The sequence below is a fragment of the Heliobacterium mobile genome (assembly GCF_009720735.1).
Classification (GTDB): domain Bacteria; phylum Bacillota; class Desulfitobacteriia; order Heliobacteriales; family Heliobacteriaceae; genus Heliobacterium; species Heliobacterium mobile.
Map to the genome: position 1 here is coordinate 451,782 of NZ_WNKU01000001.1, position 13,167 is coordinate 464,948.

Genomic DNA, 13,167 nt, shown 5'->3' on the forward strand with positions numbered 1-13,167 from the left:
ATCAAGGAGGAACCGCCTTGGACTCGGGAACATTGCTCACAGGAATTGGATGCCTGCTGATGGGGGCAGGGCTTGCTTCTTCATTATGGCAGCGGAGACAGCAGCAACAGGAACGAATCGAAATGGATGATATCAAAGGACAAGTCGCGGATGCCCGTTTAGTCAAAGAGGATATGGAAGCCATACTGACGGTAGCAGCGAAGACGGGCGAAGAAATCGTCAACGATCTGCGGCAGGAAGTTGTTCAAGCGCAAAAAATCCTGAAACAATTGGAGACTCAACGTATAGCAGCTATGGTAGGGACTATGGCAGAATCAATGGACCGAGATAGCCAACTTGTTGAACAGCCGAAACCGCCTCGTCCCTTTTATATTCAGGAATACCTGCGAAATAATGAAGTGAGGGGAAAAAGACCAGCACCCTCAACCACTTCCCCGAATTCGTCCGTTCCCCCGATTCCGGTTTCGCCGATCACACGGGCTGAAGCCTATATTAAAGCCCTCGGAGAAGGCGAGCCGAAACAATGGAGCAAAAGCAAACGGTACGAACAAGTACCGGTATTGTATGAATTCGGATTATCGGACGAGGAGGTCGCCCAGTTCTTACACATCGGCAAAGGTGAAGTCCAACTTGTATGCCAGCTTCGCAGGAGGGCGTAAAGGGTGAACAAAGAGCGTTCACCTGAAGCGAAAGGAGCCTTTTCTATAGCTATCCGATGGGTGAGCGATGGAAGGGTTCTTTTTACTTTGGGCGTGATATTCTTTGGTGCTGGATTGATTCTTCAAGGAATCTCCCTGAAGAATCCACCTGTATCGATAGTACAAGAACCCATGGAGACGGCTAAACCGGATGAGCCGGTCAACCCAGTAACACCTAGCAATCCCCCTGAGTTCGTTCCCTCTGTTCCCAACGAAAAATCACCAATAGACAACGCAGAAAGCGGACAAAGCAGCGACAATAAAACTCCTGCCGCCCCAACTGATTCAGATATCAATAGCAGGACGATTTGGATAAACGGCGGTGACACGTCCGAAACGGTGGCAAAGAAACTGCAAGCAGTCGGTCTGATCGAAGATGCAAATCATTTTAACGACTTCTTGATCAATCAGGGCTACGCTAGGCGGCTTCAGAACGGTGAGAAAATCCTATCGAAAGGAATGGATGCTGAGGCTATCGCCAAAATACTTGTGACAGCACCATAATTTTTTCATTTAGATCTTGTCATAATCCGCCGTAATATGATATCATTTTCATCGGTGTGTTAAGTACACACGGTTGAAGACCGAAACGTTCGGTTCCCTGGCATGGCCAGGGTAACGGGCCGGGATGATTCAACCGGAGGAACAAAAACCTGAGAGGAGGTGGATGTTGTGGCGGTTATCTCTATGAAGCAACTGCTGGAAGCAGGTGTACATTTCGGACACCAAACCCGGCGCTGGAACCCCAAGATGGCCCCCTACATCTTCACTGAACGGAACGGAATTTACATCATTGACCTGCAAAAGACCGTTCGTAAAGTCGATGAGGCTTACAACTTCATTCGCGAGGTTGCAGCCCAAGGGAAGAAAATTCTCTTTGTAGGGACGAAGAAGCAAGCTCAAGATTCTGTTAAAGAAGAAGCTGAGCGTTGCGGCATGTACTACGTCAATCAGCGTTGGCTGGGCGGCATGCTCACCAACTTCCAAACGATTCAAAAGCGTATCGCTCGTCTGCGTGAGCTTGAGAAGATGGAAGCCAACGGTACCTTTGATGTTCTGCCGAAAAAAGAAGTCTCCAAGCTCCTGCACGAGAAGGAAAAGTTGGAGCGCTTCCTCGGCGGTATCAAAGACATGAAAGACCTGCCGGGAGCCATCTTTGTCATCGACCCGCGGAAAGAGCGGATTGCTGTTGCTGAAGCCCGTCGCCTGGGGATTCCCCTCGTCGGCATCGTGGATACCAACTGTGATCCCGATGAAATCGACTATGTTATCCCTGGCAACGACGATGCCATCCGTGCTGTCAAGCTGTTGACGGCGAAAATGGCTGATGGTGTGCTGGAAGGCAACCAAGGACAATCGGACGCCCAATAGTCCAACAGGGGTGACCGGGGGAGACCCCGCTGTCACCCTTTTTTGATTAGCCCCCAGAACATACGGATATACTACCCGAATGAGGTCATATGATAGGAGGAGTATCAACGTGGTTACAGCAGCCATGGTGAAAGAACTGCGCGAGCGCACTGGCGCCGGCATGATGGAGTGCAAGAAGGCTCTCGGTGAGACGAACGGTGATATGGAAAAGGCCGTTGATTACCTGCGTGAAAAAGGCCTCGCTGCCGCTGCTAAGAAGGCCAGCCGGATCGCCGCGGAAGGTCTCGTTGAATCGTACATTCATGGTGGCGGCCGTATCGGTGTTCTCGTCGAAGTAAACTGCGAAACCGATTTCGTGGCCAAAACCGATGCTTATAAAACCCTTTGCCGCGACATCGCCATGCAAATCGCCGCTTCCAAACCGGAATACGTCCGTCGCGAAGAAGTTCCGGCGGAAGTCATCGAAAAAGAAAAAGAAATCCTCCGCAACCAAGCCCTCAACGAAGGCAAACCTGAAAAGATCGTCGATAAAATGGTGGAAGGCCGCGTTGAAAAGTACTATAAAGAAACCTGCTTGCTGGAGCAACCGTTCATCAAAAACCCGGACGTCACTGTTCAACAACTGCTCACCGAAGCGGTCGCGAAAATCGGAGAAAACATCAGCGTTCGCCGTTTTGTCCGTTTTGAACTGGGCGAAGGCTTAGCCAAAAAACAAGACGATTTTGCTGCCGAAGTCATGGCTGAAATCAATAAATAATAGACATTTCGGTGCGTATCGAAAGACGAAAAAAGGGGACACATGGGTGTTCTCTTTTTTATAGGAAAAGGATTTTCTTCCCGCTTGTAGAAAAGGGATAAAGAGATAAGGGGAGGTAGGACCCCATTGCAGCCAAAATATAAACGAGTGATTCTGAAACTAAGCGGTGAGGCCTTGGCCGGCACCAAGGGCTACGGTATCGATCCGGATGTGGTGAACTCCATCGCCGACCAGATCCAAGATGTTAAAAAAATCGGTGTCGAAGTTGCCGTCGTCGTTGGGGGTGGAAACATCTGGCGTGGCGTTGCCGGTTCCGCCAAAGGGATGGACCGGGCCACTGCCGACTACATGGGGATGTTGGCCACAATCATGAACTCCCTCGCCATACAAGACGCATTGGAAAAGCGGGATGTAGATACTCGGGTACAAACGGCGATTGAAATGCGGCAGGTGGCTGAACCTTACATCCGTCGCCGCGCCATTCGCCATCTAGAAAAAGGCCGTGTGGTCATCTTCGCCGCCGGAACAGGCAACCCCTATTTTTCAACCGACACGACAGCTGCCCTCCGGGCGGCTGAGATCGAGGCAGACGTGATCCTCATGGCCAAACGGGGTGTCGATGGAGTGTATGACTCAGACCCCCGCAAAAATCCAGAAGCGAAAAAAATCAACGAGTTAACATATATCGATGTACTGAATCAGGGCCTCGGCGTCATGGATTCTACAGCGACGTCCTTGTGCATGGATAACCATATTCCCCTCATCGTATTTGGCCTAGAGACACCGGGAAACATCGAACGTGCCGTCATGGGAGAAAAGATCGGCACGGTGGTTGGGAGGAAAGAAAGTGATTAAAGAAATCAAAAATGAAACCGAAGACAAGATGAAGAAATCCATCGAAGCTCTACGCAAAGAATACCAGTCTATTCGTGCCGGCCGAGCCAACCCCGCTATCCTAGATAAGGTCATGGTGGAGTACTATGGTGTTCCGACTCCCCTCAACCAAGTGGGCAACATCTCGGCACCAGAACCACGTCTACTCATGATTCAGCCCTGGGAGAAGTCGCTGCTCTCGGCGATCGAAAAAGCTATCCTCAAGTCTGACCTGGGTCTGACGCCATCGAACGACGGAAGTGTTATTCGACTCATCATTCCCCAACTGACACAAGAGCGGCGGAACGAGCTGGTCAAGCAAGTGAAGAAACGGGCAGAAGAATATCGGGTCATCTTGCGTAACCATCGCCGTGAAGCGAACGATGACATCAAAGCCTTGCAAAAGGATCACATTATATCTGAAGACGAAGCGAAACGGGCACAAGATGAGGTGCAGAAACTGACCGATAAATTCATCAAAGAAATCGATCAAGTGGCTGAACGCAAAGAAGCCGAAATTATGGAAGTGTAACCGTTGTCAACACCGAGTCTAGACAACGTAGAACAGGCATGGGTTGGTAAAACCTTGCAGGAGACAGTTGATTACTGTAAGCACTCCGGCATAGATTTTCTGACTCAGCCCGTCGGAAGGACAGGGGAATCCACCCCGACAGAACCAAGAGTGCTCCAAATCCGAAGCGGTAAACCGATGATTATCGTGTACGCGCATTTTCCCCGCTACCACTAAAACACAATTTACCCCCTCGGAGCCCCGAGGGGGTTCATCACTCTTAGCGTAAAAAAGCGGAACAGACAGGAGGGGTCTGATTGCCACGACGTTTATGGCCCTTCGGCCAAACAAAAACATCTGCCGACGAGCAGGCATTGAGCGAGCAAATTGACCCCCACCGCATCCCTAAACATATTGCCATCATCATGGACGGCAACGGGCGCTGGGCCAAGCGCAGAGGTTTGCCCCGAGTGGCCGGACACCGAGCAGGTGTCGAATCGCTCCGTCGCGTCCTTGAAGTCTGTGAAGATTACAACATAGCCTATCTGACGGTCTACGCTTTCTCCACGGAAAACTGGAAGCGGCCTGCCGATGAAGTCAACGCACTCTTTGACTTACTGGTCGAATACCTGCATCGCGAACTCAACACACTCCATTCGAAAGGGGTGCGAATTCGCGCCATCGGCAAAATCGAAGACCTGCCGGGAGGACCTCGCCGGGAATTAGAAAAAGCCATCGCGAAAACGGCCAACAATACAAGACTAGTTCTGAACGTGGCACTCAACTATGGAGGGCGTTTCGAGATCGTCGAAGCCGTCAAATCGATTGCTCGCCTGGCAGCGGAAGGTAAGGTCAATCCCGATCAAATCGATGAAAAATATATGAGTCAGTACTTGTACACAGCCGATGTGCCTGATCCGGACTTATTGATTCGTCCTTCTGGAGAACTGCGACTATCTAACTTTTTGCTTTGGCAATCGGCCTACACGGAGATCTGGGTTACGCCTACCCTCTGGCCCGATTTCGGTCGAAAAGAAATGGTCCAGGCGATTGTCGATTATCAAGGACGGGACCGCCGGTTCGGTGGAGTGAAAGTCTAGGAGGAAGTATCCATCATGCTCTGGAAACGTGTGATAAGCGCAATGATAGGAATTCCTCTGGCTGTCGCCATCATCTACTATGGCGGATGGATCATGACCGTGGCCGTAGGCCTCCTTGCCTTGGGAGGTATCTACGAGTACCGGCAAATGCTTTTACAATTAGAGACGGAGCCGCCGGCGTGGATAAGTTATCCTCTAGTTATTGCCGTTGTTTTAGCGGCTCATTATGGCGGGCAACAGGTAAGCTGGGTCCTTACAGCGGCAAGTCTAGCCATGCTGGCTCATCTCGTTTTTGCCTACCCTAACGGTAAACCTCAGGAAAGTGCTGCAGCGATCACCGGAGCCCTGACGATCACGTGGCTGATGGGCCACTTGATCCTCTTGCGCCAGCTTCCCGCCGGGATCGAAGCGGTCCTGCTCACCTTCCTGATCACTTGGTCCACCGATACAGGCGCCTATTTTGTGGGCCGAGCCTTGGGAAAGCGCCCATTAGCTGCGAAGCTCAGCCCCAAAAAGACGCTGGAAGGTTCTATGGGCGGGCTGGTCGCAGCGGCCGTGGTCGGCGCTTATTTAGGTCCCCTCTGGTTTCCCCATATCCCTTTCGGGCTATGGATCGGGGTGACCTTGCTGATTTCTGCTCTGGGACAGTTTGGAGACTTGGCCGAATCGGCGCTCAAACGTCTAGCCGGGGTCAAAGACTCGGGCAATCTCATCCCAGGCCACGGCGGCGTTCTGGACCGCTTTGACAGCATTCTCTGGACAGCGCCGTCGACCTATTACTTTCTCCTGTTTTGTGAGAGGTTTCTACGATGAGAGATTGGCAATACTGGCTGGCGATATTTCTGCGTTTGGCTGTCATCACTCTTGCGCTGGCCTTGGCCTATTTTACAATTGAATATGCGCTGCCGATGACCATCGACGTATTTGGGCGATTGACTACGTACTTTTTGCCTTTTCTGCTGGGAATCATGATCGCCTTGCTCATCGAGCCGGTCGTAGAGTATGTGACCAAGCGGATGAACTTGACGAGAGGACTGTCAACATTCTTTACTCTTATCGTCTTCTTGGGTTTTGTCAGTGTCAGCCTTGTAGTCATCATCAGCCGTCTCGTCATTGAAATGGTCAAGATCGCTTCCAGTTTGCCTTCACCACAGTTTATGACACAATATTTTGCCAATCTCGTGCAGATGGCTGCGCCCTATTACGCCGCGCTCCATTCCTCACCGGAAGTATACGCCACGGTGGAGCGAATTGCTGCAGAAGGCTTAATCGTTGTTAAAAATTTGGCCGTTTCTGGGTCAAACTATCTCCTAGACACGATCACCTCCTTGCCGTCCTTCTTTACCATCCTGATCTTCACCTTGGTAGCCAGCTTTTTTTTCAGCCGGGACAAGCGAGCCATTCTGGATCTCTTGTACGGTGTCCTTCCTGATGCCAGGGCCAGTCAAGCTCGACAGATCATCATGGAACTGGGGGAAGCTTTTATCGGCTTTGTTCGTGCCCAAGTGATTCTTGTATCCATTACAGGTTTGCTGACGATCATCGGATTGTACTTCTTGGGCAACGAATACGCCTTTACGGTAGGGATTCTGACAGGGTTAATGGATCTTCTGCCTATTTTGGGGCCCGGTCTCGTTTTTCTGCCTTGGATCATCTGGGAACTGATCACTGGTCAATACACACTCGCCGCTAACTTGAGCATTCTTTACGGGGTACTTGTTCTCAATCGCCAATTCATTGAGCCGAAAATTGTAGCCGATTCGATCGGCCTTCATCCCTTAGCCACCTTAACGGCCCTTTATGTGGGTCTGAAAGCTTTTGGAGTGATCGGGGCCATTATAGGGCCGACCATCGTTTTACTGCTCATATCCATGTACCGGGCTGGCGTATTTAAGAACATCCAAACGAGGTGAACAGATTGACCAAAAGGCTAGCCATATTGGGATCTACTGGTTCTATCGGACGGCAGACCTTAGATGTGGTAGATCAAAGTGAAGGCCGCTTAGAAGTGGGCACTGTTGCAGCGGGAACCAACTGGCAAGGAGTATTGGAGCAGGTTCGTCGCTACCGACCTCGTCTCGTCGCCATGATGGACTCAGTCGCTGCGGAGAAACTGGCCGATGCACTACAGAAAGAGGACATCCATATCCCCGTCTGCACCGGCGAGGACGGACTGGTGAAAGCTGCCTGTCATCCCGAGGTGGATACGGTGGTAACTGCCGTCAGTGGTGCCATCGGATTGGGACCGACGATGCAAGCGATCGAGGCGGGCAAACATATCGCCTTGGCGAACAAAGAAACCCTCGTGGCCGCTGGAGCCCTCGTCATGGCGGCAGCACGAAACAAGGGAATCTCCATACTGCCCGTAGACAGTGAACACTCAGCGATCTTTCAGTGCCTGCAAGGACAGGATCGACGCCATGCCCGGCTCATCTTGACCGCATCGGGTGGTCCTTTCCGCGATAAAAGTGTCGAGGAACTCTACCATGTCACCGCTGACGACGCCCTTCGGCACCCGAACTGGCGCATGGGTCCCAAAATCACCATCGATTCAGCGACCCTCATGAACAAAGGTTTGGAAGTGATCGAGGCTCGTTGGCTCTTTGATACGGATTTTGATGACATCGAGGTGCTTGTTCACCCTCAAAGCATCATTCACTCCATGGTAGAGTTCACCGACAGTTCAGTCATCGCCCAACTGGGTTTACCTGACATGCGCCTGCCCATCCAATACGCCCTATCCTATCCGGACCGCTGGACGACGAATTGGCCTCGTCTGAACTTGACCAAGATGTCTTCGCTCACTTTCCAAGCGCCTGATCTGCAAAGATTTCCTTGCTTGAAACTGGCTATACGGGCAGGACGGGCCGGAGGGACCTTACCGGCTGTCATGAACGCTGCCAACGAAATCGCTGTCCACGCCTTTTTAGATCGAAAGATCGGGTTCATGGATATCCCGAAGATCGTCGAGGACGCTATGGAGGCCCATGAATGGATGAGGGAACCTGATTTGCTGACCATCCGCAGGGCTGATGAATGGGCTCGTACTTTTGCTGAAATGCGTGTCAACCATGGAAGGGAGGTCTCGGATTGCTCACCTTTTTAGCCTCCGTGTTCGTCTTCGGCCTGATGATTTTCTTTCACGAACTAGGGCATTTCGCCGTCGCTAAATTTACTGGTGTCCGAGTTCTGGAGTTTAGTCTTGGCATGGGACCGAAACTGGCAGGTATTCGGAGCGGTCCGACCCTATACGCCTTACGTTTGTTGCCTATCGGAGGGTTCGTTCGGATGGCCGGGATGGACCCGGAAGAGAATGCCGTTGCAATAGGCTATGATCCAGGTAACTTTAACAACAAAACAGTCCTGCAGCGGGCAGCAGTGATCTTTGCTGGATCCTTCATGAATTTCATCTTGGCCTTTCTCCTCTTTCTCTATATCTACATGATCATCGGCGTTCCCACTTACTCGAATGTCATCGGTAATGTACTCGCTGGAAAGCCGGCCCAAATGGCTGGGATTCAACCGGGAGACCGTGTGCTAGCCGTAAATGATCAACCGGTGAAAAACTGGCCTGAGATGATCAGTCAAATTCACCCGAATGCCAATCAACCATTGAATCTACGCATTGAGCGGCAAGGGGAAACTCAGGAAGTGACGGTTACGCCGGCACTCGATCCGGAACGCAACGTAGGCCAGTTGGGTATTACCGTCGACGACAAAAGTATGATCTATGAGAAAAAGGGATTATTTGAGTCGTTGAAGCTGGGTACGGCCAACACCTTTGCGATTACGGGCTTGATCCTGCAATCCATCATCCAGATGATCACCGGAGCAGCGCCACCGGAAGTAGGCGGACCAGTCATGATCGTCAACGAAATCGGTAAGGCTGCACAAGTGGGACTCAATTCGCTGCTCATGTTGGCCGCTGTCTTGTCCATCAACTTGGGCATCATCAACCTCTTCCCGATTCCAGCCCTGGATGGCAGTCGTCTCGTTTTCTTAGGGCTCGAAGCTTTACGGGGCCGTCCGCTCGATCCCTCGAAAGAAAGCATGATTCACCTTGTCGGGTTCGCTTTGCTGCTCGGTCTTATGCTCATCGTCGCTTACTTGGATGTCTTGAAATTGATGGGAGGAGGGGATTAGAAAGTGGAAATTACCTTGCCTCGCCGGTCGACTCGCCGCATCTACATCGGCAATGTTCCCATCGGAGACGGAGCGCCTGTATCGGTCCAATCCATGTGCAACACAGACACGCGGGACCCCCGAGCTACGTTAGAGCAAATTGGCCGTCTCGCTGCGGCCGGATGCGAGATTATCCGGGTCGCCGTCCCTGACGTCAAAGCGGTGGAAGCTCTGCCGGAAATCGTCAACCATTCTCCAATCCCCGTCATCGCCGACATCCATTTTGATTATAAGTTGGCTATCGGTGCCCTCAGGTCCGGTGTCCATGGTCTCCGCCTCAACCCCGGCAATATCGGCGGATTGCAGAATGTGCGGGAAGTCGTTTCTATCGCTCGGGAACGGCAAGTCCCCATCCGTATCGGCGTCAACGCTGGTTCTCTGGAAAAATCGCTGCTCGAAAAATATCAAGGGGTGACAGCGGAAGCGCTCGTAGAGAGTGCTTTGGGTCATATCCAGCTTCTGGAGAATGAAAATTACCCTTGGATGAAAATCTCCCTGAAAGCCTCGTCGGTTCCTCTCATGGTCAAAGCGTATCAGTCCCTCTCGGCGCAGGTCGATTATCCGCTCCATATCGGTGTCACCGAAGCAGGCACCGTCCGATCGGGCGTAATCAAATCTTCTGTAGGGATCGGTGCCTTGCTGGCTATGGGCATCGGCGATACCTTGCGGGTCTCCCTGACAGGCGATCCTGTACCGGAAGTGCGTACCGGTTGGGAAATCCTCAAGTCGCTGGGATTGCGCAAACGGGGTCCGGAAATGATATCCTGTCCCACTTGCGGGCGTTGCCAAATCAACCTGACAGCCGTGGCAGAAGCGGTGGAAAAAGCGCTGGAGACGGAAACTCGTCCCATCAAGGTGGCCGTAATGGGTTGCGTCGTCAATGGACCGGGCGAAGCTCGGGAAGCCGATGTGGGCGTTGCCGGCGGTCGAGACAGCGGGCTTCTCTTTCGTAAAGGGGAAGTCATCAAAAAAGTCTCTCAAGAAGAAATGGTCGAGGCTCTGCTCGAGGAGATTCGCAATCTCCCTGCTTGAGCCCTATTTGATAGATCTACCAATCTCATAGAATAATTGGAGCGTGAAAACACCGTGCGCATGTCGCAACTGTTCGCACCGACTCTGCGGGAGACGCCCGCTGAAGCTGAAGTCATCAGCCATCAACTCTTGCTGCGGGCGGGATTTATTCGCCGGTCTTCCGCCGGCGTCTATCATTACCTCCCCTTGGCGCAGAGGGTCCTGCAAAAAATCATGGCCATCGTCCGGGAAGAAATGAACGCTGCCGGCGGTCAAGAACTGCTCATGCCTGTCATTCAACCGGCTGAACTGTGGCAGGAGTCAGGTCGCTGGAATGTATACGGCGACGAGCTTTTCCGGTTGAAAGATCGGCACCAGCGTGATTTTTGCCTCGGTCCCACCCATGAAGAGATCATCACCGACTTGGTGAAAAACAATGTCACCTCTTACCGGGATTTACCGCTGATGCTCTATCAGATCGCCAACAAATATCGTGACGAGCGCCGCCCCCGCTTTGGATTGATGCGAGGCCGTGAGTTCATCATGAAAGACCTCTATTCTTTTGACCGTGACGAAGCGGGACTCCATGAATCGTACCGCAAGATGTATGAAGCGTATACGAACATATTTCGGCGCTGTGGTTTGAAGTTCCGGCCTGTGGAAGCCGATGCCGGTGCCATCGGAGGCACTGGCGGATCGCACGAATTCATGGTCCTCGCCGAATCAGGCGAAGCAGAAATCGTCTATTGTGATGCTTGCGAATACGCTGCCAATGTGGAAAAGGCGGAATGTAAGCCTCAAAACCAACCAGGCGAACCCGCCTTGCCCATGGAAAAGGTGTCTACACCAGGACAGAAATCGATTGAAGACGTGAGCAAATTCCTCAAGGTTAACCCGACCGACACGATCAAAACGATGATCTTCCGGGCCGACGATCAGTTAGTCATGGTGCTTATCCGCGGTGACCGGGAAATCAACGAGATCAAGCTCAAGAATAAACTGGATTGCCTGGACTTGCGGCTCGCCTCCGAAGCGGAGTGCCTCGAAGTAAGCCCCGGCGGCGCCGGCTATCTCGGCCCTGTCGGCATCAAGGGCATCCCCATCTATGCTGACTTAGAAGTGATGGCTCTGACGCGGGCCGTTGTCGGTGCAAACGAACCGGAGGCTCACCTGATACAAGTACTGCCCAATCGAGATTTTTCGGTGACAGAAGAGGCTGACTTACGGATGATTCATGCAGGCGAGCCTTGTCCCCAGTGCGGTGCGCCGGTGAAAAAAGCCCGAGGCATTGAAGTGGGACAAGTCTTCAAGCTGGGCACGAAATACTCTAAGTCCATGGGCTGCACCTATCTTGATGAAAAAGGCCAAGAACAACTCATGGTCATGGGCTGCTACGGTGTCGGTGTCAGCCGCACGATGGCGTCGGCGGTGGAACAAAACTATGACGCTAATGGCATCGTCTGGCCTGTCGCCATCGCACCCTATCAAGTTGTCGTTGTCCCTGTATCGAATAAAGATGCAGCTCAGATGGAAGCTGCCGAGGCGATTTATAAGGAACTACAACAAAAAGGGGTCGATGTATTGCTTGATGACCGGGCCGAACGTCCCGGTGTAAAATTTAAGGATGCTGACCTTATCGGCTTCCCGATTCGCATCACCGTCGGCAACAAGCTGGCCAGTGAGGGACTCGTCGAGGTCAAACTCCGCAACAATGGCGATCAATTCAACCTTTCCAGGGGAGAAGTCACTGAAAAAGTCGTCTCTTTGATTCAACAGAGTGTGGCGCAAAATACGTAAGTTTCCTAATCGATAGAGTCAGCGTAAAAACCTAATCGCTACAATTCAACAAAAGTTGGCCCAAAAATCGCCCGATTAAGAGGTGGGAAAGTTGTCTGTTTCCGTCATTATTCCTGCATATAACGAGGAACGAACCATCACCGACGTAGTTCGAGCCGTTATGGCATCGCCCTATGCGGATGATGTCATCGTTGTCAGTGACGGATCGGAAGATTACACTGCTCTTTTGGCCCGGGAAGCCGGGGTACAGGTGATCGAACTTCCCGAAAACAGGGGAAAAGGCGCCGCCATGCAGGCAGGAGGTAAGGCGGCCCGATTTCCTATATTTCTCTTTCTCGATGCAGATTTGATTGGTCTCAAACCAAACCACCTCACGTCACTGGCCCAACCGGTGCTCGACGACCAGGCCGATATGACTATCGGCATCTTTGAACAGGGACGGTTCGCCACCGACTTGGCCCAACTCGTGAGCCCCTACCTGTCAGGTCAGAGAGCCCTAAAAAGAGATGTCTTCACGGCGATCTCAGAACTGGAAGCCAGCCGCTATGGTGTCGAGGTCATGTTGACTCGTTTTTTTCGTGATAATGGACACCTGCGTCAGCGGGAAGTGATCCTGACGGACTTAACCCATCTGATGAAAGAGGAGAAACTGGGCTTCGTCAAGGGTTTCAAAGCCCGCATGAAGATGTATTGGGAGATCGGTTCTGTTTATTTGGAGCGGCCGCAGAGGGCAGATAGAGACGATGGGACCCGTTTATAGGTACAATAGGAGTGCTTCATCAATCCCAGTCTACTTATGAAAAAGGATCCGGAGACCCTAAATCGGTCTACCGGATCCTCTTTGTTTTTCTGCATCATTTTTCTTCA

Annotated in this window: 14 protein-coding genes; all 14 read left to right on the top strand. The window is 52.0% G+C overall.

All coding sequences use genetic code 11. The features are described 5' to 3' along the window. Positions 1–17 precede the first annotated feature (17 nt). The 14 genes from GJ688_RS02340 to GJ688_RS02405 all read left to right on the top strand — a co-directional run bounded on the left by GJ688_RS02340 (position 18) and on the right by GJ688_RS02405 (position 13,060). Complete coding sequence (locus GJ688_RS02340; protein WP_155474886.1) at positions 18–659, top strand: hypothetical protein; 642 nt, start codon at positions 18–20, stop codon at positions 657–659. A gap of 3 nt (positions 660–662) precedes the next feature. Then, entirely contained in the window at positions 663–1,202 is a 540-nt protein-coding gene (locus GJ688_RS02345; RefSeq protein WP_155474887.1) for an MltG/YceG/YrrL family protein, read from the top strand. Positions 1,203–1,370: 168 nt separating this feature from the next. Beyond that, a complete protein-coding gene (gene rpsB, locus GJ688_RS02350) occupies positions 1,371–2,069 on the top strand; it encodes a 30S ribosomal protein S2 (RefSeq protein WP_170291576.1) in 699 nt (232 codons plus the stop codon). Positions 2,070–2,148: 79 nt separating this feature from the next. After that, complete coding sequence (gene tsf / locus GJ688_RS02355; RefSeq protein WP_155474888.1) at positions 2,149–2,826, top strand: translation elongation factor Ts; 678 nt, start codon at positions 2,149–2,151, stop codon at positions 2,824–2,826. A gap of 126 nt (positions 2,827–2,952) precedes the next feature. Beyond that, entirely contained in the window at positions 2,953–3,681 is a 729-nt protein-coding gene (gene pyrH / locus GJ688_RS02360; RefSeq protein WP_155474889.1) for a UMP kinase, read from the top strand. A gap of 28 nt (positions 3,682–3,709) precedes the next feature. Continuing rightward, on the top strand, positions 3,710–4,231 hold the full coding sequence (gene frr / locus GJ688_RS02365) for a ribosome recycling factor (RefSeq protein ID WP_155474968.1): 522 nt from the start codon (positions 3,710–3,712) through the stop codon (positions 4,229–4,231). A gap of 296 nt (positions 4,232–4,527) precedes the next feature. Further along, positions 4,528–5,310 (top strand): isoprenyl transferase, encoded by a 783-nt coding sequence (locus tag GJ688_RS02370; protein WP_155474890.1) that lies wholly within the window; start codon positions 4,528–4,530, stop codon positions 5,308–5,310. Between the two features lie 15 nt (positions 5,311–5,325). Next, complete coding sequence (locus tag GJ688_RS02375) at positions 5,326–6,123, top strand: phosphatidate cytidylyltransferase (RefSeq protein WP_155474891.1); 798 nt, start codon at positions 5,326–5,328, stop codon at positions 6,121–6,123. Beyond that, complete coding sequence (gene ytvI / locus GJ688_RS02380) at positions 6,120–7,223, top strand: sporulation integral membrane protein YtvI (RefSeq protein WP_155474892.1); 1,104 nt, start codon at positions 6,120–6,122, stop codon at positions 7,221–7,223. Before GJ688_RS02375 ends, ytvI begins: the two co-directional genes overlap by 4 nt. A 5-nt stretch (positions 7,224–7,228) precedes the next feature. Continuing rightward, a complete protein-coding gene (locus GJ688_RS02385; protein ID WP_155474893.1) occupies positions 7,229–8,416 on the top strand; it encodes a 1-deoxy-D-xylulose-5-phosphate reductoisomerase in 1,188 nt (395 codons plus the stop codon). After that, positions 8,401–9,453, top strand: coding sequence for an RIP metalloprotease RseP (gene rseP / locus GJ688_RS02390; RefSeq protein ID WP_155474894.1), 1,053 nt, complete (start codon positions 8,401–8,403; stop codon positions 9,451–9,453). Before GJ688_RS02385 ends, rseP begins: the two co-directional genes overlap by 16 nt. A gap of 3 nt (positions 9,454–9,456) precedes the next feature. Next, entirely contained in the window at positions 9,457–10,524 is a 1,068-nt protein-coding gene (gene ispG, locus GJ688_RS02395) for a flavodoxin-dependent (E)-4-hydroxy-3-methylbut-2-enyl-diphosphate synthase (RefSeq protein ID WP_407928927.1), read from the top strand. Positions 10,525–10,578: 54 nt separating this feature from the next. Beyond that, on the top strand, positions 10,579–12,300 hold the full coding sequence (locus GJ688_RS02400) for a proline--tRNA ligase (protein ID WP_170291578.1): 1,722 nt from the start codon (positions 10,579–10,581) through the stop codon (positions 12,298–12,300). An 82-nt stretch (positions 12,301–12,382) separates the two neighbouring features. Beyond that, entirely contained in the window at positions 12,383–13,060 is a 678-nt protein-coding gene (locus GJ688_RS02405; RefSeq protein ID WP_407928928.1) for a glycosyltransferase family 2 protein, read from the top strand. Positions 13,061–13,167 lie beyond the last annotated feature (107 nt).

Excerpts from the sequence above, each read along its gene's own strand:
- tsf (WP_155474888.1), top strand. The coding sequence starts at position 2,149 with ATGAGGTCATATGATAGGAGGAGTATCAACGTGGTTACAGCAGCCATG.
- ytvI (WP_155474892.1), top strand. The coding sequence starts at position 6,120 with ATGAGAGATTGGCAATACTGGCTGGCGATATTTCTGCGTTTGGCTGTC.
- GJ688_RS02375 (WP_155474891.1), top strand. The coding sequence starts at position 5,326 with ATGCTCTGGAAACGTGTGATAAGCGCAATGATAGGAATTCCTCTGGCT.
- frr (WP_155474968.1), top strand. The coding sequence starts at position 3,710 with ATGAAGAAATCCATCGAAGCTCTACGCAAAGAATACCAGTCTATTCGT.